The organism is Arthrobacter senegalensis, from assembly GCF_059091765.1.
In genome coordinates this window covers 953,672-980,624 of the sequence record NZ_JBNHGZ010000001.1, presented here as the reverse complement: position 1 = coordinate 980,624, position 26,953 = coordinate 953,672, and the positions used below count along the sequence as shown (strand labels likewise).

Annotated in this window: 23 protein-coding genes and 1 tRNA gene; 9 read left to right on the top strand and 15 right to left on the bottom strand. The window is 68.8% G+C overall.

Annotated elements, in window-relative coordinates; translation table 11 throughout:
- The first annotated feature begins 32 nt into the window (after positions 1 to 32).
- Entirely contained in the window at positions 33 to 2,657 is a 2,625-nt protein-coding gene (clpB, locus tag AC5RVG_RS04590) for an ATP-dependent chaperone ClpB (protein ID WP_494012871.1), read from the top strand.
- Positions 2,658 to 2,749: 92 nt separating this feature from the next.
- Here the strand turns inward: clpB and AC5RVG_RS04585 are convergent, their stop codons facing one another.
- Positions 2,750 to 3,916, bottom strand: a complete 1,167-nt coding sequence (locus tag AC5RVG_RS04585) for a septum formation family protein (RefSeq protein ID WP_494012870.1) — start codon at positions 3,914 to 3,916, stop codon at positions 2,750 to 2,752.
- Positions 3,917 to 4,179: 263 nt separating this feature from the next.
- Between AC5RVG_RS04585 and AC5RVG_RS04580 the strand changes: the two genes are divergently transcribed.
- The gene (locus AC5RVG_RS04580) at positions 4,180 to 4,410 is read left to right on the top strand and encodes a DUF3073 domain-containing protein (protein ID WP_494000679.1); all 231 of its coding nucleotides are present in this window, start codon (positions 4,180 to 4,182) and stop codon (positions 4,408 to 4,410) included.
- A gap of 154 nt (positions 4,411 to 4,564) precedes the next feature.
- Here the strand turns inward: AC5RVG_RS04580 and AC5RVG_RS04575 are convergent, their stop codons facing one another.
- The 6 genes from AC5RVG_RS04575 to AC5RVG_RS04550 all read right to left on the bottom strand — a co-directional run bounded on the left by AC5RVG_RS04575 (position 4,565) and on the right by AC5RVG_RS04550 (position 9,793).
- Positions 4,565 to 5,065, bottom strand: coding sequence for a 2'-5' RNA ligase family protein (locus AC5RVG_RS04575; protein ID WP_494012869.1), 501 nt, complete (start codon positions 5,063 to 5,065; stop codon positions 4,565 to 4,567).
- 102 nt (positions 5,066 to 5,167) lie between these two features.
- Complete coding sequence (purM, locus tag AC5RVG_RS04570; RefSeq protein ID WP_494012868.1) at positions 5,168 to 6,283, bottom strand: phosphoribosylformylglycinamidine cyclo-ligase; 1,116 nt, start codon at positions 6,281 to 6,283, stop codon at positions 5,168 to 5,170.
- Entirely contained in the window at positions 6,280 to 7,833 is a 1,554-nt protein-coding gene (gene purF, locus AC5RVG_RS04565; RefSeq protein WP_494012867.1) for an amidophosphoribosyltransferase, read from the bottom strand. Before purF ends, purM begins: the two co-directional genes overlap by 4 nt.
- A gap of 72 nt (positions 7,834 to 7,905) precedes the next feature.
- Positions 7,906 to 8,394 (bottom strand): hypothetical protein, encoded by a 489-nt coding sequence (locus tag AC5RVG_RS04560; RefSeq protein ID WP_494012866.1) that lies wholly within the window; start codon positions 8,392 to 8,394, stop codon positions 7,906 to 7,908.
- Positions 8,395 to 8,404: 10 nt separating this feature from the next.
- Positions 8,405 to 8,767: a sterol carrier family protein gene (locus tag AC5RVG_RS04555; RefSeq protein WP_494012865.1), complete on the bottom strand. Its 363-nt coding sequence runs from the start codon at positions 8,765 to 8,767 to the stop codon at positions 8,405 to 8,407.
- Between the two features lie 21 nt (positions 8,768 to 8,788).
- On the bottom strand, positions 8,789 to 9,793 hold the full coding sequence (locus AC5RVG_RS04550; protein ID WP_494012864.1) for an asparaginase: 1,005 nt from the start codon (positions 9,791 to 9,793) through the stop codon (positions 8,789 to 8,791).
- A gap of 67 nt (positions 9,794 to 9,860) precedes the next feature.
- Between AC5RVG_RS04550 and purD the strand changes: the two genes are divergently transcribed.
- Positions 9,861 to 11,174 (top strand): phosphoribosylamine--glycine ligase, encoded by a 1,314-nt coding sequence (gene purD, locus AC5RVG_RS04545; RefSeq protein ID WP_494012863.1) that lies wholly within the window; start codon positions 9,861 to 9,863, stop codon positions 11,172 to 11,174.
- An 11-nt stretch (positions 11,175 to 11,185) separates the two neighbouring features.
- Positions 11,186 to 12,142: a phosphoribosylaminoimidazolesuccinocarboxamide synthase gene (locus tag AC5RVG_RS04540; RefSeq protein ID WP_494012862.1), complete on the top strand. Its 957-nt coding sequence runs from the start codon at positions 11,186 to 11,188 to the stop codon at positions 12,140 to 12,142.
- Here AC5RVG_RS04540 and AC5RVG_RS04535 read toward each other — a convergent pair.
- The 5 genes from AC5RVG_RS04535 to AC5RVG_RS04515 form a co-directional block, all read right to left on the bottom strand.
- Entirely contained in the window at positions 12,120 to 12,812 is a 693-nt protein-coding gene (locus tag AC5RVG_RS04535) for a hypothetical protein (protein WP_494012861.1), read from the bottom strand. The genes AC5RVG_RS04540 and AC5RVG_RS04535 overlap by 23 nt on opposite strands.
- Positions 12,813 to 12,898: 86 nt before the next feature.
- Entirely contained in the window at positions 12,899 to 14,056 is a 1,158-nt protein-coding gene (locus AC5RVG_RS04530; protein ID WP_494000669.1) for an FAD-dependent oxidoreductase, read from the bottom strand.
- A 119-nt stretch (positions 14,057 to 14,175) separates the two neighbouring features.
- Positions 14,176 to 14,252: transfer RNA gene (locus tag AC5RVG_RS04525), tRNA-Pro, on the bottom strand.
- Between the two features lie 165 nt (positions 14,253 to 14,417).
- A complete protein-coding gene (locus AC5RVG_RS04520; protein ID WP_494012860.1) occupies positions 14,418 to 16,226 on the bottom strand; it encodes an ABC transporter ATP-binding protein in 1,809 nt (602 codons plus the stop codon).
- Entirely contained in the window at positions 16,223 to 18,019 is a 1,797-nt protein-coding gene (locus tag AC5RVG_RS04515) for an ABC transporter ATP-binding protein (protein ID WP_494012859.1), read from the bottom strand. Before AC5RVG_RS04515 ends, AC5RVG_RS04520 begins: the two co-directional genes overlap by 4 nt.
- A 163-nt stretch (positions 18,020 to 18,182) precedes the next feature.
- Between AC5RVG_RS04515 and AC5RVG_RS04510 the strand changes: the two genes are divergently transcribed.
- Both AC5RVG_RS04510 and AC5RVG_RS04505 read left to right on the top strand, forming a co-directional pair.
- Positions 18,183 to 18,833: a nicotinamide mononucleotide transporter gene (locus AC5RVG_RS04510; RefSeq protein ID WP_494012858.1), complete on the top strand. Its 651-nt coding sequence runs from the start codon at positions 18,183 to 18,185 to the stop codon at positions 18,831 to 18,833.
- Positions 18,834 to 19,079: 246 nt separating this feature from the next.
- Positions 19,080 to 20,942, top strand: a complete 1,863-nt coding sequence (locus tag AC5RVG_RS04505; RefSeq protein WP_494012857.1) for an HNH endonuclease signature motif containing protein — start codon at positions 19,080 to 19,082, stop codon at positions 20,940 to 20,942.
- A gap of 227 nt (positions 20,943 to 21,169) precedes the next feature.
- On the opposite strand, the gene AC5RVG_RS04500 is transcribed toward AC5RVG_RS04505, so the two are convergent.
- A complete protein-coding gene (locus AC5RVG_RS04500; protein ID WP_494012856.1) occupies positions 21,170 to 22,168 on the bottom strand; it encodes a metallophosphoesterase in 999 nt (332 codons plus the stop codon).
- Positions 22,169 to 22,170: 2 nt separating this feature from the next.
- Positions 22,171 to 24,489, bottom strand: coding sequence for a transglycosylase domain-containing protein (locus AC5RVG_RS04495; RefSeq protein ID WP_494012855.1), 2,319 nt, complete (start codon positions 24,487 to 24,489; stop codon positions 22,171 to 22,173).
- A gap of 37 nt (positions 24,490 to 24,526) precedes the next feature.
- Here AC5RVG_RS04495 and sp36 point away from each other — a divergent pair, with 37 nt between their 5' ends.
- The 3 genes from sp36 to AC5RVG_RS04480 are packed head-to-tail and all read left to right on the top strand — an operon-like array spanning position 24,527 to position 26,095.
- Entirely contained in the window at positions 24,527 to 24,682 is a 156-nt protein-coding gene (sp36, locus tag AC5RVG_RS04490; protein WP_493978079.1) for a Sp36 family protein, read from the top strand.
- A 2-nt stretch (positions 24,683 to 24,684) separates the two neighbouring features.
- A complete protein-coding gene (locus tag AC5RVG_RS04485; RefSeq protein ID WP_494012854.1) occupies positions 24,685 to 25,179 on the top strand; it encodes a RidA family protein in 495 nt (164 codons plus the stop codon).
- On the top strand, positions 25,163 to 26,095 hold the full coding sequence (locus AC5RVG_RS04480) for an NUDIX hydrolase (protein WP_494012853.1): 933 nt from the start codon (positions 25,163 to 25,165) through the stop codon (positions 26,093 to 26,095). Before AC5RVG_RS04485 ends, AC5RVG_RS04480 begins: the two co-directional genes overlap by 17 nt.
- A gap of 132 nt (positions 26,096 to 26,227) precedes the next feature.
- On the opposite strand, the gene AC5RVG_RS04475 is transcribed toward AC5RVG_RS04480, so the two are convergent.
- Positions 26,228 to 26,905: a Crp/Fnr family transcriptional regulator gene (locus AC5RVG_RS04475; RefSeq protein WP_493966729.1), complete on the bottom strand. Its 678-nt coding sequence runs from the start codon at positions 26,903 to 26,905 to the stop codon at positions 26,228 to 26,230.
- Positions 26,906 to 26,953: the final 48 nt, after the last annotated feature.

Sequence of the window (26,953 nt, the reverse complement as noted above, 5' to 3'; positions counted from 1 at the left end):
CAGATCCATTCCGGAGCGAACGGAGAGATGCGTTGGACGCTAAATTCACCACCAAAAGCCAGGAAGCGCTGTCGGCCGCGGCGATGAACGCCTCGACGGCGGGCAATCCGCAGATCGAGCCCGCCCACCTGCTCAAGGCCCTGATGGACCAGCGCGACGGCGTGGCCGTAGCCGTGCTGAAGTCCGCCGGGGCCGATCCGGACTCGGTGAGTGTCCAGGCGAGCACCGCGATCAAGGCCCTGCCGTCGTCGTCGGGATCCTCCGTGGCGCAGGCGCAGTACTCCCGGGGCCTGCTCCAAGCGGTCCAGATCGCCCGGCAGGAGTCGGAAAAGTGGGGGGACACCTACGTGTCCACGGAATTTCTGCTGCTGGGCCTCGCGGCGGACAACGCCGCCGTCGGGAAGATCCTGCGCGACGCCGGTGCCTCCCATGAAGCACTCTTCGCCGCCCTGCCCGGTCTGCGCGGAGACCGGAAGGTCACCACCGCCGATCCGGAGAACACGTTCCAGGCGCTGGAGAAGTTCGGCACCGACCTGACCGCCATCGCCCGCGCCGGGAAGCTGGACCCGGTGATCGGCCGGGATGCGGAAATCCGCCGCGTGGTCCAGGTGCTCTCGCGCCGCACCAAGAACAATCCCGTGCTGATCGGCGAACCCGGGGTCGGCAAGACCGCCGTGGTGGAGGGCCTGGCCCAGCGTATGGTGGCCGGCGACGTGCCTGAATCGCTGCGCGGCAAGACGCTGATGTCGCTGGACCTCGCGGCCATGGTGGCCGGCGCCAAGTACCGGGGCGAGTTCGAGGAACGGCTGAAGGCCGTGCTGGAAGAGATCAAGAGCTCGGACGGGCAGATCGTCACCTTCATCGACGAGTTGCATACCGTCGTCGGCGCGGGGGCCTCCGAAGGCTCGATGGACGCCGGCAACATGCTCAAGCCGATGCTCGCCCGCGGCGAGCTGCGGCTGATCGGCGCCACCACGCTGGACGAGTACCGCGAGAACATCGAGAAGGATCCGGCGCTGGAGCGGCGCTTCCAGCAGGTCTACGTGGGGGAGCCGAGCGTCGAGGACACCATCGGCATCCTGCGCGGACTCAAGGAGCGTTACGAGGCGCACCACAAGGTGTCGATCGGGGACTCCGCCCTGGTGGCCGCCGCGACGCTGTCCAACCGCTACATCTCGGGCCGGCAGCTGCCGGACAAGGCCATCGACCTGGTGGACGAGGCCGCCTCCCGGCTGCGGATGGAGATCGATTCGGCGCCCGAGGAGATCGACCAGCTGCGCCGCGCCGTCGACCGGCTCACCATGGAAGAACTGGCGCTGGCCAACGAGACCGACGCGGCCTCGCGGGAACGGCTGGAGGCGCTGCGTGCCGACATGGCAGACAAGAAGGAGCAGCTGGCGGCCCTGAACACCCGGTGGGAGGCGGAGAAGGCCGGGCTGAACCGCGTGGGTGACCTGAAGGCCAAGCTGGACGAGCTGCGCTCGCAGGCCGACAAGTCCCAGCGCGAGGGCGATCTGGCCGAGGCCTCCCGGATCCTGTACGGGGAAATCCCGACGCTGGAAAAGGAGCTGGCCCAGGCGCAGGCGGCCGAGGAACAGGGCGGCGCGGGGCGGGACCAGATGGTCTCCGAGGAGGTGACCGCAGACGACATCGCCGAGGTCATCTCAGCGTGGACCGGCATCCCGGCCGGCCGCATGCTGCAGGGCGAGAGCCAGAAGCTGCTGCAGATGGAGGAGCACATCGGCTCACGGCTGATCGGCCAGTCCAAGGCGGTTGCCTCGGTCTCGGACGCGGTACGGCGCGCCCGGGCGGGCATCAGCGACCCGGACCGGCCCACCGGCTCGTTCCTCTTCCTGGGTCCCACCGGCGTCGGCAAGACCGAGCTGGCCAAGGCGCTGGCGGACTTCCTGTTCGACGATGAACGGGCCATGGTCCGGATCGACATGAGCGAGTACTCGGAAAAGCACTCCGTGTCGCGCCTGGTCGGCGCCCCTCCGGGGTACGTGGGCTACGAAGAAGGCGGCCAGTTGACCGAGGCCGTCCGCCGCCGTCCCTACTCCGTGGTGCTGCTGGACGAGGTGGAGAAGGCCCATCCCGAGGCCTTCGACATCCTCCTGCAGGTGCTCGACGACGGACGCCTCACCGACGGGCAGGGCCGCACCGTGGACTTCCGCAACGTGATCCTGGTGCTGACCTCCAACCTGGGCTCACAGTTCCTCGTGGACCAGACCATGGACGCAGACACGAAGCGCGAAGCGGTTTTGAACGTGGTGAACGCCAGCTTCAAGCCGGAGTTCCTCAACCGGCTGGACGACGTGATCATCTTCGACCCGCTGAGCATCGAAGAACTCTCCCGGATCGTGGATCTGCAGGTGGCGGCGCTGGCTGCGCGGCTGGCCGAACGCCGGCTGACCCTCGAGGTCACGGACGCCGCCCGCGAGTGGCTGGCCCTGACCGGCTTCGATCCCGCCTACGGCGCCCGGCCGCTGCGCCGGCTGGTCCAGCGCGAGATCGGCGACAAGCTGGCCCGCGGCCTGCTCGCGGGCGCGATCAGCGACGGCGACACCGTGCTGGTGGATGTGCCGGAGATCGACGTCGACGGCGGGGCCGGCGGGCTGATCGTGCAGTCGAAGGTGGGGGCGGTCCGGGGCGGCTGACCTGAGCGGCCCGGCCGGGTCGCGGAAGAAGTCCGGCGGCCCCGCCACGGCGGCCCCGCTACGGCGGGACCGCCGGACTGTTCCGTGCCGGGTTACAGGTCGACCAGCGACCCGGTGATTTCCTGGCCCTCCTCGGCGATCTTGAAGCAGTCGATCCGGCGATCGCCCTGCGCCCACGTCTCCTTTGAAGGCATGCCGTAGGAGTCCTTGAGGTCCGGCTGGTCGGCCGCGGAGTCGTTGAGGGCAACGGCCGTGCAGACCTCCTGGGCCTTGATGTTCAGTTCGTCGGCGCCTGGGAACTCTTCGTCGTCCCCGTAGGAGAAGGTGCCCACCAGTTGCGCCTCGTGCGGCGTGTCGCAGGTGACGACGGTTGCTTCACGCATGACGGCCTCGAAGTCGGTGAAGCACTGGCCCTGCTGGAAATCGAACGGCGAGACGTTCTCCGCGACGACGCCGTCCCCGTTGGGCGTCTCTGCGGCGGTCTGCGACGACGCCGGACTGGCCGCCCCGCCGGCAGGGGAGCCGCCGGTCAGGCTGGACACGATCATGGCGATAATCACGATCGCCACAATGACGACCGCGCCGATGATGACCAGCGGCTTCCAGTCCATTTTCCGGGCCGGGCCCGCGGCGGGATCGCCGGACGCTTCGTCAGCGGCGCCGCCGCGGCGCAGGCCGTCGGCGGCGGTGGAGTACCACTTCTTTTCCGGCGCGGAGCCGTCGGTGCCGGGCGGCGCGGGCTCCCAGGCCGACGGCGGGACGGCTGCAGCCGGCGATGCCGGCGCCCCGGTCGCGGCACCGGCCCCGGGGGCGGGGTTGCGGGCCGCGTCGGGCTTCGAGGTTTCCGGTGTGCCCGTGACGGCGGTGGCCCCGCGGGCGGGTTGAGGCGAGTCGGGCTTCGAGGCTTCCTCCGCTGTCCGGTCGCCTGCCGGGGCGTCGCCCGCCGGGCCCTGGTCGCCGGCGGGCGCCCCCGCGGGTGCGGTGCCGCGGGCCTTGACGGCGCGGTCCTCCCGGGTGCCGCCCACCAGTTGGCCGGCGGCATCGGCTTCCTTCTCCACCTCTTCGGCTTCGGCGGCAGCTTTGGCCAGGTCGGCCTCGGCCGCGGCATCCTCGCTGATGCTCGCCTGCCCCAGGGTTGGCTCGGCCAGCTCCACCTCGTCCGCGCTGACGTGCAGGCTGGGGTCGGGTACCTCGAGGCTCTCGGGGCGCTCCAGCGGAGGCCTCCCGTCGTCGTCAGGCCGCTTGTCCTGTTCGCTCATGGGGAAACTTGCCTTCCGTGCGTGTTGTCTTCCGGGAGAACGGGAGAACCGGTCCACGATGACTTTAGCCAACATTCCCGCGTTGCTGCACGATTTAGTCCTTTCGGGGCCGGGAGGGGCCCCTCGCGGCCACTGTTCGCCTGCCACGAGCGGTCGTGAAAACCATGTACCCTATAGGTACGACAGAATTGATCAATTATTCCGGGACCTCGTGCGCCAGTCGTGCGACCACTTCCGGATCGACGTACAAAGGGGGTCACGCCATGGGGCGCGGCCGTCAGAAGGCAAAAGCAACCAGGCAGGCCCGGGACATGAAGTATTTCAGCCCGGCCACTGACCTGACTGCACTCCAGCGCGAACTCGGCGCTGCGAAACGCCATAACTCCGACACGTTTTCCGAGGAGCCATATGAGCCGGACTACTCGGACTACGTGGACAAGTACGCAGATCAGTACGACGACGACGAAGACCACGGCAGCCGCAACGTAGGCTAGCCGGCTTCGGTCGTTTCTTCCCGGACGGGATCACGCACCAGCCTCACCCTCCTGCACCCTCTCGGGGTCTCCAGCGGGGGCACATGGCGTGCGCGGAAGTGCCTGCAGCAGGGGTGCCTGGCGTGCGCGGAAGTGCCTGCCCGGACTCCCGAACTCAGGTGCCGGACTGCTGCGGTTCCGGGGCGTCCGCCAGGGGCCACACCTCGATCACCCGGCGATGCCTCGGGTCTCCGTCAGGACGCATGTCCACCAGGGCCGCCTGGCCCACATGGACGGTGTCGCCGGCGTGGAGGCGGCCTTCCGCCTGATGGCTGACGTGCGGCCGGAAATGCCGGCGGGTATGGTGCGGACTCAGCACATGGGAATCCTCGCCGAGTGCGTCCAGCACGCCTTCGTGCAGCAACTGCAACCGTGGTTCCGGCTGTACCAGCGAGACGGGGACGGAACCGTTTCGGCCGAAAAAGTCGTCGGCGCCGATACGCACGTCAAACCCCGGTCGTCCGGCGAGAGCCCGGCCGACGCGCCAACCCACGGCCTCGGCCGGCCCCCGGGTATCGAAGCGGGCCAGCGTGATGTGCAGCGGCCACCGGCTGCGCGGGAACGTGTAGCCGGCGCTCACCGGCCTGACGAACGCCACCACCACGTACGCACCCATCCGTCCAGTGTGCCACCCTGACCGGACGGCCGGTATGCCGGACAAAACCGCCCCCGCACCGTCGCGTTCGCGGTGCGGGGGCGGTCCGGTGTCCGGGCGGGCCTAGGCGTAGGAGTTCACCAGGTGGACGGCACCGCCGTCGACGCCCTTGGCGCCCTGGACATAATCGATGCCGCCCAGGGACGGGTCGGCGGGACCGACCTGGCCCATCACCCAAGCGGGCACGCCGCGCTCATTCAGGCGCTGCAGGGCGGCGTCGGCACCGGCGCGGTCCACAATGGCAACCATGCCGACGCCGAGGTTCAGCGTCCGTTCCAGGTCCGCCTGCGGGACGTTGCCCAGTTCGCCGATGAGCTTGAAAATGGCCGGCAGCTCCCAGGTGGAACGGTCCACGGTGGCCATGAGTCCCTGCGGCAGCACGCGCGCGAGGTTCGCGGCCAGGCCGCCGCCGGTTACATGGCTGAAGCCGTGGACGCCGGCTGCTTCGTAGCGTGCCAGATCCAGGCAGTCCGCCGCGTAGACGCGGGTGGGCTCCAGGAGTTCCTCGCCCAGTGTCCTGCCGAATTCGCTGACCTGGCGGTCCAGCGCCCAGCCGGCATGGTTGATCACCCGGCGGACCAGGGAATACCCGTTGGAATGGAGGCCCGAGGAGGCCATGCCGATGACGACGTCCCCGTCCTTGACCCGTTCCGGGCCCAGCAGGTCGTCGGCCTCGACCAGGCCGGTGGCGGCGCCGGCAACGTCGTATTCGTGTTCGCCCAGCAGGCCGGGGTGCTCGGCGGTCTCCCCGCCCACCAGCGCGGTGCCGGCCACCTCGCAGGCGGCGGCGATGCCGCGCACGATGTCGGCGATCCGCTCCGGGACCACCTTGCCGCAGGCGATGTAGTCGGTCATGAACAGCGGTTCCGCCCCGACCACCACGATGTCGTCCACCACCATGCCGACCAGGTCGAAGCCGATGGTGTCGTGGATGTCCATGGCCTGGGCGATGGCGACCTTGGTGCCCACTCCGTCGGTGGAGGTGGCCAGCAGGGGCTTGCGGTACTTCAGCAGTGCCGAAACGTCGTACAGGCCGGCGAAACCGCCGACCCCGCCGATGACGTTGGCGTTGTGAGTGGCCTTGATGGCCCCCTTCATCAGCTCGACGGCCTTGTCGCCGGCCTCTACGTCGACGCCGGCGCTGGCGTAGGTGATCTGGCCCTGTTCGGGGGAGGTCATACTCGCTCTTTCTTGTCGTCGGCGGTCAGGAGCTTTTCCAGGTCCGAATCCGGCCCGGGGTCGCACGAGCCGTGTTCCTGGTCCGCCTCGCCGCGTTCCAGCAGGTTCTTGCCCAGGCGGTCGGCGGTGGGCAGTTCGATCGGGTACTCGCCCGTGAAGCATGCGGTGCACAGCCGCTCGCGCGGCTGTTCGGTCGCCTCGATCATGCCCTCTTCGGAGATGTAGCCCAGGCTGTCGGCGCCGAGCGACGCCCTGACATCTTCGACGCCGATGCCGTTCGCGATGAGCTCGGCCCGGCTGGCGAAGTCGATGCCGTAGAAGCACGGCCACTTGATGGGCGGAGAGGAGATGCGCACATGCACCTCGGCCGCACCGGCTTCACGGAGCATCCGGACCAGGGCCCGCTGGGTGTTGCCGCGGACGATCGAATCGTCAATCACCACGAGCCGTTTGCCCTGCACCACCGACCGCAGCGGGTTCAGCTTCAACCGGATGCCGAGCTTGCGGATGGTCTGGCTGGGCTGGATGAAGGTCCGGCCCACGTAGGCGTTCTTGACCAGTCCCTGGCCGTAGGGGATGCCCGAGGCCTCGGCATAGCCGATGGCGGCCGGGGTCCCGGATTCCGGCGTCGGAATCACCAGGTCGGCCTCGGCCGGGTGTTCCTTGGCCAGCTTCCGGCCCATCTCCACGCGGGCAGCGTGGATGCTGCGGCCGTTGATGGACGTGTCCGGGCGGGCCAGGTAGACGTATTCGAAGACGCAGCCGGCAGGCTTTTTCTCGGCGAAGCGCTGGGAGCGCAGGCCGTTCTCGTCGATGGCGATGAATTCGCCCGGTTCGACTTCGCGGACGAAGGATGCGCCCACGATGTCCAGCGCAGCGGTCTCGGAGGCGACCACCCAGCCGCGCTCCAGCCGGCCCAGCACCAGCGGGCGCACCCCGGCCGGGTCGCGGGCGGCGTACAGCGTGCCTTCGTCCATGAAGGTGAAGCAGAAGGCGCCGCGCAGCTTGGGCAGCAGCTCCAGCGAGCGTTCCTCGAGGGTCTGGCCCTCCTCGCCGGCCATGAGCGCGGTGACCAGCGCGGTGTCCGTGGTGTTGCCCTGGGCCAGCTCGCCGCGGTCGGGCTTGCCGAACTTCTCCAGCACCTTCTCGTACAGCTCCGCGGAGTTGGTCAGGTTGCCGTTGTGGGCCAGCGCGACGGTGCCGGTGGCGGTGGCGCCCAGCGTCGGCTGCGCATTTGCCCACGTGGAGCCGCCGGTGGTGGAGTAGCGGCAATGGCCGACGGCGATGTGCCCGCTCAGCGTGTTGAGGGTGGTCTCGTCGAAGACCTGGGACACCAGGCCCATGTCCTTGTAGACATTGATGCGTTTGCCGTCGCTGGTGGCAATACCGGCGGACTCCTGTCCGCGGTGCTGCAGGGCGTACAGGCCGTAGTAGGTAAGTTTTGCTACTTCTTCGCCGGGTGCCCAGACGCCGAAAACGCCACAGGCGTCCTGGGGTCCCTTTTCGCCGGGAAGAAGTTCATGGGAGAGTTTTCCGTCACCGCGTGCCACCCGCCCATTCTCTCATGCGCCCGGCGCGCGGCCGCACCGGGGTGACGGGGATTACGGGGGCCCGCCGGCAGGTTACGCCTGGCGTTCGCCTTCGGTTCCGCCCCCGGTTTCGCCCCCGGTTACGCCCTCGGTTCCGGCCCCGGTTTCGCGGTCCCGTTCGCGGGTGACGGGGGTGCTCCCGTCCCGATCGCGGGGCGTCTCCGGGACGTCGGCGGGGCCCGGATCCGCAGCCGGGTCCGCGGAGTCTTCCTGCCCGGGTTCGGCAACTGCCGTCAGGCGCTTCGCGCGTTTGACGCTGGCCCGGTCGATGAGCAGGAACAGCAACGATCCAACCAGGATGCCGGCCAAGCCGAACAGCACGGCCAGGAAGGCAAAAACGGTGCCGCGGGTGAACTCCGCGTTCTCCGGCCCGGTGTAGGCGGACACGGCGGCCAGCACGACGCCCAGCACGGCCCAGACGGCGATGAAGGGCGCATACTTCGGCGCCCGGCGAACGGTGACGTCGCGGCGCTCCGGCTCGATGGGTCTGCGGTCGCGAGCCGGTTCTTGCTCAGAAGTCATACGTTCCAGCCTACCGGGCGAAGAGCGGCAGCCTGTCCGCCAGTTCGGCCCGCAGCCCGGAGGCAGCGACCCTGCCCTCGGCGACGGCGGTGTCCCACCCGAGCGCCCCCGTCACCAAGGCAAGCCAGGTGGCGGGGTCGGTTTCCACCACGTTCGGCGGTGTGCCCCGGGTGTGCTTGGGGCCTTCGATGCACTGGGCGACGCCGAACGGCGGCACCCGCACCTCCACGCTGTTGCCGGGGGCACGGTCCGCCAGTTCCTCCAACGCGTACCGCACCGCCGTGGCAGTGGTCTGACGGTCCGTGGCCCCGCCGCGCCACGCAGCCACGGCGGCGTCGCCCTCCCGAGCCGGGATCCGGCGTCGTACTCCCATCGATTCAGGTCCTTCCGGGGCTCAGTCCAGCAGCGCGACCATGGGCGGCGCCAGCCGCAGCCTGCCCACCGGCTGGCCGCCGCCGAGGACGGGCTTGACCACGTCCTCCAGCACCGGGCCCACCTTCTCCACGTCGACGGCGCCGCAGGCGGCCAGCAGTGTCAGCGCGATCAGGGAACCGGCGCGGCCGCTGCCGTCCAGGATTTTCACCGCCACCGAGACGCCATTGGGGGTGGCCATCACCATCACGCCCTCGGCGCCGGACTTGGCAAAGACCCCCAGCTGCTCCATCACCACGGTGTTTTCCTGGCCCCAGCCGTGCACCGCCCACGGGTAGTCCAGCATGGCGGTGGCGATGGTGGCGGCGCGGGCATCGGCGTTCTTGTCCGCCGGAGCCTTCGCCAGCTTCCCCACGGCCCGGGCCAGGCCGGTCAACGACAGCGCGGGCGCCGGGGCGCCGCAGCCGTCGACGGCGATGTGCTCGATTTTTTCTTCGGCGTACTCCTCGATGACCTCCATCACGCGGCGCTGGAGGGGGTGGTTCGGTTCCAGGTAGGTCTGGGTATTCCAGCCGTTCTCCACGCAGGCCCAGAGGAAGGCGGCGTGCTTGCCGGAGCAGTTGAAGGACAGCCGCTGCTGGCCGCGTTCGGTGCGGACCAGCCAGCCGCGCGCCTGCTCGTCCTGCGGCCAGGCCGGCGGGCAGCGAAGATCGGCGTCGGTCAGGCCGGCGGCCTTGAGCATGCCCTCCACCACGTCCATGTGCTCGAGCGACCCCACATGGCTGGCGCAGGCCAGGGCCACCTGGTCGCCGCGCAGCGGGACGCCGGACTGCATGGCGGCCAGGGCCTGGAACGGCTTGAGCGTTGAGCGCGGGAAGATCGGTGCGCTGATGTCGCCGAGTTCGGTCACCACGGTGCCGTCGGCGGCCATGACCACCGCGGAGCCCAGATGGCGGGACTCGATGAAACCGTTGCGTTCGACGACGGCCAGTTCCACGGCGTCCGCGGCTTTGAATGTCTCGGGCATGGACTCAGTTTAGGGGCCGGTGCAACAACTTCGAGGCTCCGCCCCGCGACCAGTAGGCTAGTTCCTTGTGAAGGTACTTGTGATCGGCCCCGGCGGCCGCGAGCACGCAATAATCCGTTCCCTGCTGGCCGATCCCTTTGTCACCGAGGTGCATGCCGCCCCCGGCAACGCCGGCATCGCGCAGATCGTGCCCACGCATCAGGTGGATGCGGGCGACCCGGCGGCGGTGACCGAGCTGGCCCGGCGGCTGGAGTCCGACCTGGTGGTGGTGGGCCCGGAGGCCCCGCTGGCCGCCGGCGTGGCCGACCCGTTGCGCGCGGCGGGGATCCCGGTGTTCGGCCCTAGCAAGGAAGCGGCCAGGCTCGAAGGCTCCAAGGCCTTCGCCAAGCAGGTCATGGCCGCGGCGAACGTGCCCACCGCCATGGCTCACGTGGCCACCAACGCCGCCGAAGCGGCCGAGGCCCTGGATTCGTTCGGGGCTCCCTACGTGGTCAAGGACGACGGGCTGGCGGCCGGCAAGGGCGTGGTGGTGACCGAAGACCGCGACGCCGCCCTGGCACATGCCCAGGCCTGCTTCGACGCCGGCGGTTCCGTGGTCATCGAGGAATTCCTCGACGGCCCGGAAGTCTCCCTGTTTGTGATTTCCGACGGCGAACGCGCCATCCCTCTGGTACCGGCGCAGGATTTCAAGCGGATTTTCGACGGCGACGAGGGCCCGAACACCGGCGGCATGGGCGCCTATACGCCGCTGGCCTGGCTGCCGCCCGGTTTCGTGGACGAAGTCATGGACCGCGTCGCGCTGCCGACCATCCGCGAGATGGCCCACCGCGGCACCCCGTTCGTGGGCGTGCTCTTCTGCGGGCTGGCCGTGACCGGCCGCGGCGTGCGGGTGATCGAATTCAACGCCCGCTTCGGGGATCCGGAAACCCAGGCGGTACTGGCCCGGCTGCGCACACCGCTGGGCGGGCTGCTGCTGGCGGCCGCCAAGGGGGAACTGGACGACACCGAACAGCTGGTCTGGTCCAGGCGGTCCGCCGTCACGGTGGTGCTGGCGGCGGAGAATTACCCGGGAACTCCGCGCACCGGGGACCGGATCCGCGGCCTGAAGAAGGCCAATGCCTTGACCGACGTGCACGTGATCCACGCCGGAACCGCCCTGGACGGGAACGGCAAGGTGGTCAGCGCCGGCGGCCGGGTGCTCGCCGTCGTCGCGCTGGGTGAAGACCTGGTGGAAGCCCGCGAACGTGCCTACGAAGGCATCGACGCCATCAGCCTGGAGGGGGCGCAGTACCGCAGCGACATTGCCCTGCTGGCGGCCGAGGGCAAGATCAAGGTGCCCGCGTCCGGCACGAACTCCCGGGCCGGCGCACAGAGAGACTGAGGACGTCAACCATGGCATTTGCCCCCGAAGTACTCGAACTGCCCGGCTGGAAGCACGTCTACTCCGGCAAGGTCCGCGACCTGTACGTTCCGGCCGCTTCGCAGCAGGTGGAGACGGCCAGCGACGACATTGCCGCCGAAGGCCTGTTGGATCGGCGCAACGACACCGTGCTGGTGGTGGCGAGCGACCGGATCAGCGCCTACGACCACGTGCTGTCCAGCGAGATCCCGGACAAGGGACGGATCCTCACCCAGCTGAGCCTGTGGTGGTTCGAACAGCTCGCCCAGGGGGACAACCCGGTGGCGCACCACGTGGTGTCCACGGAGGTGCCAGACGCGGTGGCCGGCCGGGCGATGGTCTGCAAGAAACTGGACATGTACCCGGTGGAGTGCATCGCCCGCGGCTACCTGACAGGGTCGGGCCTCGCCGAATACCGGCAATCCCGGACCGTCTGCGGGTTGCCGCTGCCGGCCGGCCTGGTGGACGGCTCCCGGCTGGAGCCCGCCATCTTCACCCCCTCGGCCAAGGCCGAGGTGGGCGAGCACGACGAAAACATCACCTACGACGCCGTGGTCCACACCGTCGGAGCAGAGACCGCGGCCCGGCTGCGCGATAAGACACTGCAGATCTATACGCGCGCCGAAGCTATCGCCCGGGAGCGGGGAATCATCCTGGCGGACACCAAGGTTGAGTTTGGCGTCGATCCCACGACGGGGGAGATCACGCTGGGCGACGAGGTGCTGACCCCCGACTCCTCGCGGTTCTGGGACGCGGACACCTACGAGCCGGGCCGGGCGCAGCCGTCGTTCGACAAGCAGTTCGTGCGCGACTGGCTGACGTCGCCCGCCTCCGGCTGGGACAAGAACTCGGACGCTCCGCCGCCGGCCCTGCCGGAGGACATCGTGCAGAAGACGAGGGCGCGTTACGTCGAAGCCTACGAACGGCTCACCGGCCGGACGTTCGCCTGATCGGCAGCGGCGCGGGGCCGGGCCGGGTGCTCCCGGCCGCGCCCAGGGGGTCCGGCAGAGGGCCGGCCGGCAGCCCGGCCGGGCCCGCGGGGGAGCCGGGTGCGGTTTCCGGGAGGCGGCCGGCCGCGAGCTCGGCGGCCGCCAGCCGGGCCGCGGCTTCGGCGACGGCCGCGGGATAGCCGCCGACACCGCCGTCGTCGGCCGGACCAAGGGAACGCAGCGCGTCCGCACGTTTCAGGGCCCGGAGCATGGCAGCGGTGGCCGGGCGCGAGACGTCCGAAATGTCCGGGTAATCGATGGCCAGCGCCGGATCCAGTTCATAGGCCAGCCAGCGGGACCGGAGGCCGTCGTGCCGGGCCGCGGCTTCATGCCAGTCCCGGCTGTCCTGGTAGCGGATGGCGGCGGCGGCCGTACGGCTGATCCGCCAGACGGCGGGCGCGGCGCAGCCGGCAGCGAGCAGCAGCCAGAGCGGCACGGCGGACGGGAAGGCGGCCGCGGCGGCGAGCACCACGGCCAGGGCGCAGCACAGCCCGGAGAAGCAGTACCAGAACGCGGTGTCCGGATCGGGGCGGCGGCGCAGGCCGCGTTCCACCGCGTAGGAGGTCAGGAAAACCACGGCAGCCAGCACGGCCGTGGCGACGGCCAGCTGCGCGAACTCTGCGAGGAACATCGGCACCCCTGCTGACGGAGTTATCTTCCATTCCAGTACGGGGCGCGGGCAGAGTCAATGGGAGAGGGTGCCGCGGGGCCCCCGGGTCACTTGTCGACGCGGCCGACGACGTCGTCCAACTGCTTGAAGACCAGGGCCTGCGGCGCCTTGCTCATTACCGTCCGCTGGAGCTTTTGCTTCCACGGCTTCTGCTGCCGTGCCATGGCTGCCATCTTGCGCGAGCGCTCGACCACCTTGGCGGTGCGCGGGCCCCGCGCCCGTTCGTAGTTGCGCAGGGCGGTGGTGATGTTCCAGTCGGCGTTCAGCGCGCCGGCCAGCGCGACCGCGTCCTCAAGGGCCTGGCTTGCGCCTTGGCCGAGGAACGGCAGCATGGGGTGGGCGGCGTCGCCCACGAGGGTGGCGTGGCTGCCGGACCAGACGGCGGCGGGTTTCCGGTCGAACAGTTCGTGCGCCATGATGTCCTGGCTCTTGGTGGCGCCGATGACCGCCCGGACGGCCGGGTGCCAGCCCTCGAAGCGCTGCAGGGCCAGGGTGCGCCAGAGGACCTCGTCGTCCTGCGCCAGCACGTGGTTGGGCATGGTGGCGTACCAGTAAATGAGGCCGCCCGGCAGCGGGATCATGCCGAAGACCTCCCCGTTGCCCCAGGACTCGCCCCAGGGCAGCCAGCCCGGATCGAGGTCGCCGATCGGGCAGACTGCCCGCATGGCGGTGATGCCGGAGGCCCGCGGGGCGCCGTCGCCGATTAGGTCGTGGCGGACCAGCGAGCGCAGGCCGTCGGCGCCGACCACCAGGTCCGCGTGCAGGGAGCCGCCGTTGTTCAGCGTGACCGTCCCGCCGTGCTGATCGCGCCGGAACTTCACCGCCTGCAAACCCAGATGCACCGTGTTGACGTAGAGCGAGTCGTTCAGCAACGTGGTGAGGTCCGAGCGGTGGATGGAGCGCAGCGGGTGGCCGTAGCGCTGCCGGAGGTCGTCGCTGCTGAACGTGGACAGCACGTTGCCGAACTGGTCGTGCGAGCTGCCGCCGACCGGGAGGGAGGCCTCTTCAAAGGCGTCCAGCACGCCGAGCCGCTGCAGGGCGCGCGTCCCGTTGGCCCAGATCGTCAACCCGGTGCCCAGCTGCTGCAGCGTTCCGGCGCGTTCGACCACGTGGACTTTCCAGCCGGTTCGTTGCAAGGCCCGCGCAGTGGCGAGCCCGCCGATTCCGGCCCCTACGATGAGCGCCGAGCGCTGCAGAGACCCCATGGGTCCATACTTCCCGCTTTTGGGCCGGGTTCACAACTTTCGTCCGGTACAAACCGGTTCCGGGAGCGGAAAAGCAAGAACTCCCGCCGCTCCGAAGAGCGGCGGGAGTTCCCGGTGATTGGTCGGGGTGACAGGATTTGAACCTGCGACCTCGTCGTCCCGAACGACGCGCGCTACCAAGCTGCGCCACACCCCGATACCGTTGCCCCCGCCGTCGTCGTGACGGCCGCGAAAGCAACTGTTCAAGGATAGCGGAGACAGCCCCCAAAGGAGAAATCGGCGGTGGCCCGGCCGGGCCTCGGTCAGACCGGACGTCGGCCCGGCCAAGCCTCGGTCAGACCAGCGAGCGGCCAGGCCCCGTTCAGACCACCGAGTCCCTCCACGCCGCATGCAGTTGGGCGAAGCGGCCGTTGCCGGCGATCAGTTCCGCCGGCGAGCCGTCCTCGACCACCCGGCCCTCGTGGATGACCAGCACCCGGTCGGCGATCTCGACGGTGGAAAGCCGGTGCGCGATGATCAGCGCCGTGCGGTTGCCCAGCAGGGTCTGCAGGCCCTCCTGGACCTGGCGCTCGCTGGGAATGTCCAGCGACGCGGTGGCTTCGTCCAGGATCAGCACCGCCGGGTCGGCCAGGAACGCGCGCGCGAAGGAGATGAGCTGCCGCTGGCCGGCCGAGACGCGGCCGCCGCGCTTGTTCACATCGGTGTCGTAGCCCTCGGGCAGAGACAGGATGAACTCGTGGGCGCCGACGGCGCGGGCGGCGTCCTCGATCTGCGCACGGCTGGCCTCCGGGTTGCCCAGGGCGATGTTCTCCGCGACGCTGCCGCTGAACAGGAACGCTTCCTGCGTGACCATCACGACGGCGCGGCGCAGGTCTTCGTTGGACAGCTGACGCAGCTCGATCCCGTCCAGGGTGAGCGACCCGGAGGTCAGGTCGTAGAAGCGGGCGATCAGCTTGGCCACGGTGGACTTACCGGCCCCGGTCTGCCCGACGACGGCGACCGTCTGGCCGGCGGGAATGTCCAGGTCCAGCCTCGGCAGCACTACCCGGCCGTCGCCGTAGCCGAAGACGGCATCGCGGAACCGGATCGCCCCGCGGGCGTCCTTGAGCGGGACCGGGCGGGCCGGGGGAACGATGGTCGGTTCTTCCTCCAGCAGCCCGGAGACCTTTTCCAGCGCGGAGGCCGCGGACTGGAAGGAGCTGTAGAACATGGCGATCTGTTCTGTGGGGCGGAAGACCTGTTTGGTGGCCAGCAGCACCGCGACCAGGGTGCCGATGGCAAGGTCGCCGTCGAGCACCCGGAAGCCGCCGATCAGCAGCACCGCGGCCACGGTCAGGTTGCCGACGCCGTTCAGCACCGGCTGGAGCACGCCGAAGTACCTGATGTTCCGCAGGGTCGCGCCGCGGTAGTCGGCGGCCAGCTCGTTGTAGCGTGCGGAGTTGTCTCGCTCGCGGCGGAAGGCCTTGACGGCCCGGATGCCGGTCATGGTTTCCACAAAGTGCACGATCAACCGGGCTGACACCACCCGGGAGGCCCGGTTGGCCAGCTCGGAGCCCTTTTGGTACCACCGGGTGACGAAGGCGATGGGTATGGCGGCGACCAGGATGATCAGCCCGCTCTTCCAGTCCAGTCCGGCGATGCTGATGGCGGTGAAGAGCATGAACATCACGCCGGAGGTCAGCTGGGTGACGCCGTTGTCCAGCAGTTCCCGCAGCGCCTCCAGGTCCGACGTCTGCCGGGAGATGATTCGGCCGGAGGTGTAGGTTTCGTGAAACTCCAGGCTTAACCGCTGGGTGTGCCGGAAGACCCGGACCCGCAGGGCCAGCAGCATGGCCTGACTGAGCCGCGCGGTGACATAGATGTAGGCCGCCAGCAGGGATCCGCCGGCGATCGCGACGGCGGCGTAGGCGGCGCCGATCAGCACCAGGGGCATGGTGTCGCCGCCGGTGAAGGCCGGCAGCGCATTGTTGATGCCGAAGGCCACCAGCACCGGACCGGCGGCCCGGGCGGCGTTGCTGGCCACCACCAGCACGATGGAGAGCGCGAACAGCCGCTTGTGCGGGGACACCAGTTCGCCCAGCAGCCGCAGGGAGCGCCGCCTGACGGCTCTGCGGTCGGTTTGGTCCAGGTTGATGTTGTCTTCGCCGGCGACTCCGGTCATGGAACTCATCGGGCTTCCTTTGCGTCCAGGACGTCTTCGACCGTGGGCTCGGCCACCAGCGAGGCGATCACGTACCGGTAGTGTGTGCTGCTGCGCAGCAGCTCCGAGTGGCTGCCGACCGCCGTAATTTGGCCGTCCTGCAGCAACGCCACCCTGTCGGCCAGCGCCACGGTGGAGGGCCGGTGGGCCACGATCACGGTGGTGGTGCCGCGGAGTTCTTCCCGCAGCCGCTGCGTCACCGCTTCTTCGGTCCGCACATCCAGGGCCGAGAGCGGGTCGTCCAGCACCAGCACGGCCGGTTGCGCGGCGATGGCCCTGGCCAGCGCGATCCGCTGCCGCTGCCCGCCGGACAGGCTCAGTCCTTCCTCGCCAATCCGCGTGTCCACGCCCTGCGGCAGGTCATAGGCGAACCCGGCCTGCGCCACCTCGAGCGCCCGCGAGAGGAGGATTTCTGGATCTTCCCCGCGCGGGCGGGCACCGAGCAGCACGTTGTCCCGGACCGAGGTGGAGAACAGCGTGGAGTCCTCGAAGGCCACCGACACGCGGGCGCGCAGCTCGGCCAGCGGGAGATGACGGATATCCGTACCGTCCAGAAACACGGCGCCGGAGGTGACGTCGTACAGCCGGGGAATCAGCTGCAGCAGGGTGCTCTTGCCCGAGCCGGTGACCCCTACCAGCGCCAGGGTTTCACCCGCGCGCACGTGCAGGTCCACGCCGTCGAGAACCGGGGCCGCGTCCGCGGCGGCGTCGGGATAGCGGAAGACGACGTTGGACAGGCGCAGTTCCCCGCGCACGGGGCCGGCCGGTGCGGGAACGTCCGGGTCGATGATGGTGTTCTTCGTATCCATCACGTCGAAGTGCCGGTCCAGGGCGGTCTTCGCCGTCAGCGTCATGCCCATCAGGGAACCGATCGCTTCCACCGGACCGGCCACCACGGCGGCGGTGGCAAAGAAGGCGACCAGGTCGCCCACGGTCATGTGCCCGCCGGAGACCTGCATGATGCCGATGACCAACGCGGCGCCCAGCACCAGATCGGGCAGTGACACGACGGTGGCGAGGAACTTGGAAAGCGTGCGGGCCTTGGCCAGTTCGGTCTGGCGCAGTTCTTCGGCCTGGCCGTGGAAGTTCTCCAGCGCGTACTTGCCGCGGCCGAAGGCCTTGAGCACCCGGATCCCGTGCACCGATTCCTCCACGGTGGTGGCGAGGTCGCCCGCCTGGTCCTGGCTCAGCCGGGAGGAAGCGCCGAACGCGGTACGGAAGCGGAACCCCTGCCAGACGAGTGGCACGGCGGCGGCCAGGAAGATCAGTCCCAGCAACTGGTTCAGCGCGAACATCAGCGCCAGCCCCGCGACCACCGTCACCAAGGAGACCACCAGCATGAGCGACCCGAACGCCAGCCAACGCCGGATCAGGCCCAGGTCCGCCATGGAGCGGGAAAGCAGCTGGCCCGAGCCCCAGCGGTCATGGAAGGCGGCCGGCAGATGCTGCACGTGCCGGTAGAAGCTGGTGCGCATGCCCATCTCCACGTCCGTGGCGGGCGCGATCACGAACACGCGCCGCAGGTACACCAGGCCGGCCTCGGCCACGCCCAGCACCGCAATGACGACGGCGGGGCCCCAGACTTCCGAGGGGCGGCCGCCGGTATGGATGGTGTCCACCAGGCCGCGCAAGACCTGGGGAATGGCCAGTGCCACCAGGCTGGCGCCGAGGGCGCTGAAGAATCCCAGGATCAGCCGGGGGAGGATGGGCCGGACATAGTGTTTGAGCCGGGCGATCGAGCGCCAGAGGGATAACTCAGTCATGTGGTCGATTCGTCGCAGTGGTTCGGAGGGCTTCGTGTACTGCAGCAACTATCCTAGCGACCCGCGTTGAGGCGCTGGTCACTGTTGGCCCGGCCCGCGCCGACGCGTTGGGAAACCGATGCTTGCTAGGCTGTGCGGAACCATTCACCAACGGGGGGCGGGCATGGATCTGACGGACGTCGCGAACGGCTTCGGGGTGTTCCTGTGGATGTCAATGCTCTTTCCGCTGCTGCGGGTGGCCGGCGTCCTGCTCTTGGTGCTGCGGAAACCGGCCGGCTGGCTGGTGCTGCTGGCGGAACCGGTCCTGTCCATGGTGTTGATGGGCGTGGCTGGCGCATTTAGCCTGGCCGTCCTGATGTTGCCTGCGGTGGCCGCCTACGGATGGTGGCGGTGGCGATGGGGCCGGCGGTCGCGCCGACAGCGGGCGACCGGCGGGGTTCCGGTCCACCCGGTAGAGCGGTCCGACTGGCTGGCCGCGGCCGGGCTGATCGTGCTCGTCCTGCTGTTCTTCGGCATCGACGTGCTGCCCATGATGCTGATGCACATGGCGGACCCATGGGCGATTGTTGAAGCGGCGGTCGTTAGCCTCCTGACTCCGCTGCTGTACCTCGGTCTCGCGCGCGGCGTTATCGAAGCGTGGTGGATCGGCGTCGCCCTCTCGCTGATGGGGCTGACCAGACTGGCAGCGAACGCAAACCCGCAGGTCCTCTTTGCACTTGACGCCATCGTGTTCACCGTCCTGCTGGGAATTTTGAGTCTGTACGGCTGGTCCAAATGGCGCGAGGCGCACGCGGAGACGGCCGCTTCGACGTAGCATCGCGGCGCCGTCCTACCGTGCGCACGCAGGCTGCTTACCGCCTTTCGTAGGGCGTTCCCGGGTGGTGGCACCAGTTTGCAATAGGAGTAAGCGGGCTGCTTGCGGTCGTTTGGAGGCCTACCTGCACGGTTTTTCCCGGCCGCTCCCATCGTTACCCGCAAGCACTGCCTCTCGGCAGGCACTACTCCTACACACTGGGCCCTTTTGATGGCTATCGAATCTGTGTACGAATAAAATTGTGGTATGGCTCTTGCACCGTTGGACCGCACCGGGGAGATGGAAGCATCTCTGGATCAGGCGTGTGTGCTGCTGCAGGATGTTGCCGACCGCTTCCCCGTTGAGTTGTCGTCCCTGTCTACCCGGGACTTGGCCAACACGGTGGCGGCGGTCGAGGGTGTTTCGAAGCTCGTGGAGTTCCTGCAGGCGGTCGGCGCCCACGCGGTGGAGCGGGCGGACATCGCCGCCACCGGGGAACATGCGACGGCAGGACTCGGAGCAAGCGCCGGGGCCGGGGCGGAGGCGGGTGCCGTCGCGTCGGTCACCGCGGGGGCGGGGGAGTGGGCGGACCCGGTGGCGGCGATCAGCACCGGGAGCGTGGACGCCGCGGCCCCGGAGGGGTCCGGGGCGCCCCGGGTGCGGCGCGGCCGCAAGACGGAGTTCGCGAACACGGCGGAGTATCTGCGCTCCCGGTTGGGGATCGGGATTGTGGAGGCGCGGCGCCGGCTGCGGGTCGGCAAGGCGATCGCCGCGCCGGTGCGGTTGGACGGGGAGCCGGGTGCGCCGGCGTTGCCGGTTTTGGCCGAGGCCATGGCCGGCGGTGAGGTCAGCGGCCAGGTCGCGGCCTTGGTGGTTGATTCCCTGGACCGGGCCCGCCACGCCGGTAGCCCGGAGGCGTTGCAGGCGATGGAAGCGTCGCTGGTCCGACAGGCCGCGGACGCCGACGCGGACACCCTGGTGATGGTGGCCAGAACGTGGGAAACCGCCGTCGACCAGGACGGTGCCGAGCCGTCCGAGGAGGAACTGCGGGCCCGGCAGGGCATGTTCTACCGCGGCCGGCGCCGCGGGCTGCACCAGTTCGTCATCAACACCACCGACGCCCAGTACGAAGCCCTCGCCACCGTGATGAACAGCGCCGCGAACCCAAGGATCCGCCCCGACGCCATCGAAACCGCCGCCACCGGCAGCACCCCTACGGACACAGGCGAAGCAGACGCAACCGGCAACGCCAACACCGCAAAGGCGGGTCCGGCCGGTTCTGGGGAGTCCCACACCGAAAGTGACGGAACCACGGTCGCCGGCACGGCCAGCAGCGGCGGTAACCACGATGTTCCCGGCACCGGTCCCGGCACCGGTCCCAGCGCCGGTGCCGCGGAGGCAGGCAGGGGCGGAGCCGGTGCCGCTGAGGGTGACCGCGGCTACATAACCGGCGCGAGGGGCGATCTGTCCTCCGGGGCCGAAGCCAGCAGCGATAGTTCCGCCGGTGTGGATCCGACCGTGGTGGAGGCGATGGATGGTGCCACCCGGGCGCAGAAGCTGCTCGCGGGACTGGTCGGGGCGTGCCGGATCGCGCTGAACACCGGAAGGCTCCCGGACTCGGGCGGGCACCGCACCCAAGTGATCGTTACCACCGGGTACGAGCAGCTGGCCGGGCTGCTCTCCGGCGGCGGCAACGCGGTCTTCACCGGCCCGGTCTCGGCCACCACGGTCCGCCGGATGGCCTGCGACGCCGAGATCATCCCGGCCGTCCTGGGATCCGAAGGCGAAATCCTGGACCTGGGCCGGTCCCAACGGTTCTTCAACAGGGCCATCCGCCGGGCCCTGGTCGCCCGGGACAAGGGCTGCGCCTTCCCGGGGTGCAGCATGCCCGCGTTCTGGACCGAAGCCCACCACATCATCCCGTGGTGGGCCGGCGGCCGCACCGACGTCAACAACGGAGTATGCCTCTGCCTGCTCCACCACGACCTGATCGAGCAAGGGAACTGGGAGATCAACGTCGTCGACGGCATCCCCTGGTTCACCCCGCCGGACTACATCGACCCGCGCCGCAGACCGCTGCGCAACTCCTACTGGCACACCCACGTCCCACCCCAACCACTCCAAGCGTGACCGTGGCCGCTGCGGCGTGGGCGGATGCGCGGGGCACTGCTGAGGAAGTTTTAGCGGGCGGGCGCGCGGGGCGCAGCTGAGGAAGTTTCAGCGGGCGGGCGCGCGGGGCGCAGCTGAGGAAGTCTTAGCGGGCGGGCGCGCAGGGCGCATCTAAAGATGCATGTGCGGGTTGCGCAGAAGAAAGCGAGAGCTGGTGTAAGACCAGATGGACAAGCGTGCTTCTGTGCTCAGCTGAGCCCGGGGCCGGGCCCGGTGGGGCGGCCTTCGGCAGGGACTTCGCCGGCCGGATTAGCCGGTGTCAGTGTCAGCAGCACAGCCTCCGGGCGGCAGGCGAAGCGCACCGGAGCCAGACGCGACGTTCCCAACCCGGCCGACACGTTCAACGGGACGCTACGCCCCTCGTGCTCCCAGTACGTCAGCCCCCGGGCGCGCCACGTGGGCAGATCGCAGTTGCTGGTCAAGGCCCCGTAGCCGGGTAGGCGGACCTGGCCACCATGGGTATGCCCGGCCAGCATCAGGTCGGCGTCGTCGGCAGTGAACCGGTCCAGCACCCGCTGGTACGGAGCGTGGGCCACCGCGATCCGCAGGAATGCGGCCTCATCGGCGGATGTCGAACCGTTGGGGAAACCCGAATATTGGTCGCGCTGCAGGTGCGGATCGTCAACCCCCGTGAAGTCCAGCCGCACCCGGTCCACCACCACCGACTGGTGCCGGTTGGTCAAGTCGATCCAGCCCGCGGTGCCGAAAGCCGCATGCATCTCCCGCCAGGGCAGTTCACGCTCCGCGTAGTCCTTGGGCTGAGAGGAGGGGCCGGTGAGGTAGGAGAACGGGTTCTTCATCACCGGGGAGTAGTAATCGTTGGAGCCCGGGACGAACACGCCCGGAACATCCATGAGCGGTGCCAGCGAGTCCAGCAGGGGCTGCACGGCCTGATGATGGCTGAGGTTATCGCCGGTGTTGACCACCAAGTCCGGTTCCAGCGACGCCAGCTGCCGCAGCCACCTCTGCTTCAGCGTCTGCCCGGGAGTCATGTGGATGTCGGACAGGTGCAGGATCCTCAGAGGGCCTCGTCCGGCGGGCAGGATGGGCAGCGTTTCTTCGCGGACCTTGAAGAGGTTCCGCTCGATAACGGAGCCGTAGACGAGCGCGGCCCCGCCCGCAGCCGTGGCGCCCAGGGCCAGCGTGCCTGCGGTCCGGAGCCGTGCCCGCAACAAGTCAGTGTCCACGGTTAGTCGTTGCCTCCTCCGCCGTTGCCTCCGCCGTTTCCGTTACCCCCGCCGTTGCCGTTGCCTCCGCCGTTTCCGTTGCCGGAATCGCCGGAATCGCCGGAATCGCCGGATTCACCGGAATCGCCGGAGTCACCGGAGCCGCCGCCCGAATCCCCGTCGTCGCTGCTGTTGCTGGAATTCGAGTTGTTGTTCGACTCGGCGGGTGCCGGGGTCTGGACCGGTCGGGGCGGATACATCATGCTGCTCGGCGCGGAGCCGAACTCGCCCGTCTTGTACAGGCCGGCGACCTTCTCCATGTAATCGGTCCACTGCCCGCCGGCGATGGTCGCACCGTCCACGTAGTCGCGCGTTACGCCGTTGATGGGGATGTTGTTGATCGATTTGTAGGCATGCGGGTTGCCCACCCAGGAAGCAGTGGAAATGCCCTTGGTGTAACCCACCGTCCAGGTGTACTCAGACTTGTCGGTCGTGCCGGTCTTGACAGCGGCGGGAACACCAATCGGATGGATTCCTCCCAGCTGCAGGTTGACCAGGTTCTCCAGCGGGACGCTGACGGCAGCAGCCACTTCCTCCGAGATCGCCCGTTCGCAGGACTTCTTCGGCACCTCGTACTTGTTGCCCTGGGCGTCCGTCACGGAGGTCAGCGCGATCGGCTTGCAGTACACGCCGCCGTTGGCGAACGCCGCGAACGAAGCCGCCATCGTCATCGGGGACACGTTGGTCGTGCCGATGATGAAGGACGGGTGCTCAATGCTGATCGGTTCCTTGTCCGTCGCCGTCCGGACGCCGAGGCGCGTTGCCGCATCCTGGATGTCACAAAGGTCCAGCTGCGCGGCCATGGCGGCGGTAGCGGAGTTGATCGACCACGTCAGGCCCTGGCTGGCGGTCATGGTCCGCTCGAAACCTGGCAGCGCATTCTGGAAGTCCCACTCACTGAACCACGCGTCCGGCGGCAGGCAGCTGGCCTTCCACGGGTACTGCGCCGGGTACTCCGTCCGGCGCGCATCGACCGACGCGTTGAGCGCCTTGCCCGCTTCGAGCCAGGCGACCATGGTGTAGGGCTTCATCGTGGAGCCGGGCTGCCAGCCGTTGCCGCCGCCCATATCGGCGTCGACGTTGTAGTTCAGCTCCGTGTTGGCCGCGCCGTCTTCGGGGCTGTAGTTGGTGTTCTGGGCCATCATCAGGATGTTGCCGGTGCCCGGTTCAATCGAGACCATGGACGAGCCGACGCCGGACTCATCGCCCACCGGGACTTCCTGCTCGATCTGCTTCTGGCCTTCCTTCTGGAGGCGGGAGTCGAGCGTGGTCTTGATGGTGAGGCCGCCACGGGCCAGGAGCTTCGCCCGCTCGGTGGAGTCTGCACCGAACGCGTCGGACTGCATGATGGCGTGCTGCACGTAGCTGCAGAAGTAGTCGGCGAAGTTTGCCGCGACACAGCCGGAACGCACCGGCTTGAGGTTCAGGTTTAGGTCGCTGGCAACGGCTTTGTCGTACTCCTCTTGGGTGATCTTGCCCGCATTGCGCATGGCCGCCAGCACCGTATTGCGGCGCTCCACCGTGGCTTCCGGGTTGTTCACCGGATTGAAGTAGTTGGGCGACTGCACCATGCCGGCCAGCATGGCCGACTGCTGGATGTCCAGCTTGGCCGCGGGAACGCCGAAGAACGTCTTTGCAGCAGCTTCAATGCCATAGACCTGGCCGCTGAACAACACGATGTTCAGGTAGCCCTGCAGGATTTCTTCCTTGCTGAATTCCTTTTCGACGGCGATGGCCAGCTTCGCCTCGCGCAGCTTGTCGCCGATGTCCTTGGTGCCGCTGATGGTCAGCTCTTCGGCCCCCTTGCCCGCGGAAGCGCCGGCGTCGATCAGCACGTTGTTCACATACTGCATGGTCAGCGTCGACGCGCCCTGCAGGTCCCCGCCGGCCATGTTCGTCACCGCGGCGCGCATGATGCCTTGGGGGTCCACACCGTTATGTTCGTAGAAACGAACGTCCTCGATGGAGATGATGGCGTCCTGCATGTGCTGGGAGACCTTGTCCAGGGTCACCGGGACGCGGTTTTCGGCGTAGAACGTGGCAATCAGCTTGCCGTCGGCGGAGAGGATCCGCGACGGCTGGGACAGCGGTTGCGTCTGCAGTTCGTCCGGCAATTGGTCGAAGTATTCGATCGATGAGGTTGCCCCGACACCGGCCACGGCTGCGGCCGGAACCAGCAGACCGGCTGCGAGCACGCCGCAGAGCGCACTGATACCCAGGAAGCCAACAACTTTGCCTAGGGTGGTCGCAGTGTCGAAGAAGGGGGATTTGCGAGCGGCCATGGGGTTCAGTTTACAAGCAAGCGCTACCCTTTGAGTTATGACCAAATGGGAATACGCGACAATTCCGCTCATTATCCACGCGACCAAGCAGATTCTTGACCAGTGGGGGGAGGACGGCTGGGAGCTCGTCCAGGTGTTCCCCGGCCCGAACGGAACCAATCCGGTTGCCTATTTGAAGCGGGAGAAGCAGTAGCCATGACGGAAACCACTGAAGCCCGGAAGTCCACCGTCGAAGAGCGGCTGGCCGGCTTGGGACTGTCCCTGCCGGACGTGGCAGCTCCGGTGGCCGCCTACGTCCCGGCGGTCGTCTCCGGTAATTATGTGTACACCTCCGGGCAACTGCCGTTCGTCAACGGCGAACTTCCGGCCGCCGGCAAGGTGGGCGACGGTGCCGGCCTAGTCAGTGCCGACGAGGCGAAAAACCTCGCCGCGACGGCCGCCGTGAATGCCCTGGCAGCGGTCAAGAGCGTCATCGGTGACCTGGACCGGATCACCCGGGTGGTCAAGGTCGTCGGTTTCGTGGCCTCCGATCCGGCATTCACCGGCCAGCCGGGTGTGATCAACGGCGCCTCCGAGCTGCTGGGGCAGGTCCTCGGCGAGGCCGGCGCGCATGCCCGGTCCGCCGTCGGCGTGGCCGTGCTGCCGCTGGATTCGCCGGTCGAGGTAGAACTGATTGCCGAATTCAGCTAGTCCGCTGCGCGAGGAGCAGCGGCTCTTCCCCGTGGTACCGGACCAGCTGGGCGCGGCCCACAGCTGGTTCCACCACGGGGAACGTACGCCGCGCAAGCCCCGGATGGCCTCCTCGGTCGTCCTCGTTCGGGACGGCGCGGCCGGCACGGAAACGTACCTCGGCTACCGGTCGGGCTCCTCTCCGCTGGGCACGGTGGCCTTTCCCGGCGGCAGCGTGGAGGAGAGCGACGGCGACCCGGCGACCTGGTACGGCCCCTCGCCGAGCAAATGGGCCGAGATGCTCGGGCTGGACGACCACCGCCTGGCCCACGCCCACGTCGTGGGGGCCATCCGCGAGCTGTTCGAGGAAACCGGCGTGTTGCTGGCCGGTCCGGATGAATCCACCCTGCCGGAGTCCACCTCCGGCGCCGACTGGATGCGGACCCGCGAGGCCGTCGCCGCCCAGGAGGTGTCCTTCGGCGAAGCGCTCGGCAAGCGCGGACTCGGCGTCCGCACCGACTTGCTCAAACCCGTGGCCCACTGGCTCAGCCCCGATTTTGCCCATCGCCGCTTTGACACGCGCTACTTCGCTGCGGCCCAGCCGGCCAACCAGCGGCCGTCCCTGCTGGAAAGCAAGGGCGTGTGGGCCTCCTGGCTGCCGGCGCAGGAGTTGGTGGCGGGGCGGACGACCACGACACTGGGCGATCTGGTGGACCAGCCCGACACCCGCGGGTTGACGTTCAGCGAGGTGACCTCGCCCGCGGTGGAAATCATCGTGGAAAAGATCGCCGGCGCCCGCGGCTGCATCGCCTACCTCTCGCACAAGCGCCCGCAGCGGCTCTACCACCCGGAACTGATCCAGATCGACGGTGTGCCCATGCTGCAGGTCGCGGCCAACGCGGCCACCGAAGGCGGTGCCGCCCCGCGGGGACGCTGAGCCGCTCCGCCAACAGGGACCCCAGCCCGACGGCCCGTGCCGGACGGCCGACGGCACCCACCATCTCAAGCCACGACGACGGCGGGGGCCCACCATCGGTGAGCCCCCGCCGTCGTACTTTTGTGGCGAAAATCAGCGCGAACGCTGGCGCAGCCGCTGGATGTCCAGGATGACTACCGCGCGAGCTTCCAGGCGCAGCCAGCCGCGCTGAACGAACTCGGCCAGCGCCTTGTTGACGGTTTCGCGGGAGGCGCCGACCAGCTGGGCCAGTTCTTCCTGCGTCAGTTCGTGTGCCACCAGGATGCCGTCCGTGGCGGGGCGGCCGAAGCGGTCGGCCAGGTCCAGCAGGGCCTTGGCTACGCGGCCCGGAACGTCGGAGAAGACCAGGTCGGCCAGTGAGTCATTGGTGCGGCGGAGGCGGCGGGCCAAAGCCTGCAGCAGCTGCGCCGACACCTCGGGGCGGGTCTCCAGCAAACCACGCAGGTTCTCGTTCTTCAGCCCGGCGAGGCGGGTCTCGGAGACGGCGGTCGCCGAGGTGCTGCGCGGGCTCGGGTCGAAGAGGGCCATCTCACCGAAGAGCTCGCCCGGGCCGAGGATGGCCACCAGGTTCTCGCGGCCGTCGGCAGCGGTGCGGCCCAGCTTGATCTTGCCGGAGACGATGAAGTAGAGCTGGTCGCCCTGGTCACCTTCGCGGAACACCGATGCGCCGCGGGACAAGTCGACCTCGGTCAGCTCGTCGGTCAGCGCGGCGAAAACGTCGTCGTCAAGAGTGGCAAAAAGAGGTGCGCGGCGAAGGATCTCTACGTCCATGAATTCTCCAAGTTAGTACTGTTCGGCTGGGGTTCAAGCTGCTCTCCC

Bases quoted from the DNA above. Each gene is read 5' to 3' on its own strand.
- AC5RVG_RS04495 (WP_494012855.1), bottom strand. From the start codon at position 24,489: ATGGCCGCTCGCAAATCCCCCTTCTTCGACACTGCGACCACCCTAGGC.
- AC5RVG_RS04505 (WP_494012857.1), top strand. From the start codon at position 19,080: ATGGCTCTTGCACCGTTGGACCGCACCGGGGAGATGGAAGCATCTCTG.
- AC5RVG_RS04520 (WP_494012860.1), bottom strand. From the start codon at position 16,226: ATGAGTTCCATGACCGGAGTCGCCGGCGAAGACAACATCAACCTGGAC.
- AC5RVG_RS04540 (WP_494012862.1), top strand. From the start codon at position 11,186: ATGGCATTTGCCCCCGAAGTACTCGAACTGCCCGGCTGGAAGCACGTC.
- AC5RVG_RS04580 (WP_494000679.1), top strand. From the start codon at position 4,180: ATGGGGCGCGGCCGTCAGAAGGCAAAAGCAACCAGGCAGGCCCGGGAC.
- purM (WP_494012868.1), bottom strand. From the start codon at position 6,283: ATGACCTCCCCCGAACAGGGCCAGATCACCTACGCCAGCGCCGGCGTC.
- AC5RVG_RS04535 (WP_494012861.1), bottom strand. From the start codon at position 12,812: ATGTTCCTCGCAGAGTTCGCGCAGCTGGCCGTCGCCACGGCCGTGCTG.
- sp36 (WP_493978079.1), top strand. From the start codon at position 24,527: ATGACCAAATGGGAATACGCGACAATTCCGCTCATTATCCACGCGACC.
- AC5RVG_RS04510 (WP_494012858.1), top strand. From the start codon at position 18,183: ATGGATCTGACGGACGTCGCGAACGGCTTCGGGGTGTTCCTGTGGATG.
- AC5RVG_RS04550 (WP_494012864.1), bottom strand. From the start codon at position 9,793: ATGCCCGAGACATTCAAAGCCGCGGACGCCGTGGAACTGGCCGTCGTC.
- AC5RVG_RS04575 (WP_494012869.1), bottom strand. From the start codon at position 5,065: ATGGGTGCGTACGTGGTGGTGGCGTTCGTCAGGCCGGTGAGCGCCGGC.
- AC5RVG_RS04530 (WP_494000669.1), bottom strand. From the start codon at position 14,056: ATGGGGTCTCTGCAGCGCTCGGCGCTCATCGTAGGGGCCGGAATCGGC.
- AC5RVG_RS04515 (WP_494012859.1), bottom strand. From the start codon at position 18,019: ATGACTGAGTTATCCCTCTGGCGCTCGATCGCCCGGCTCAAACACTAT.
- AC5RVG_RS04560 (WP_494012866.1), bottom strand. From the start codon at position 8,394: ATGACTTCTGAGCAAGAACCGGCTCGCGACCGCAGACCCATCGAGCCG.
- AC5RVG_RS04485 (WP_494012854.1), top strand. From the start codon at position 24,685: ATGACGGAAACCACTGAAGCCCGGAAGTCCACCGTCGAAGAGCGGCTG.
- AC5RVG_RS04555 (WP_494012865.1), bottom strand. From the start codon at position 8,767: ATGGGAGTACGACGCCGGATCCCGGCTCGGGAGGGCGACGCCGCCGTG.
- AC5RVG_RS04585 (WP_494012870.1), bottom strand. From the start codon at position 3,916: ATGAGCGAACAGGACAAGCGGCCTGACGACGACGGGAGGCCTCCGCTG.
- AC5RVG_RS04475 (WP_493966729.1), bottom strand. From the start codon at position 26,905: ATGGACGTAGAGATCCTTCGCCGCGCACCTCTTTTTGCCACTCTTGAC.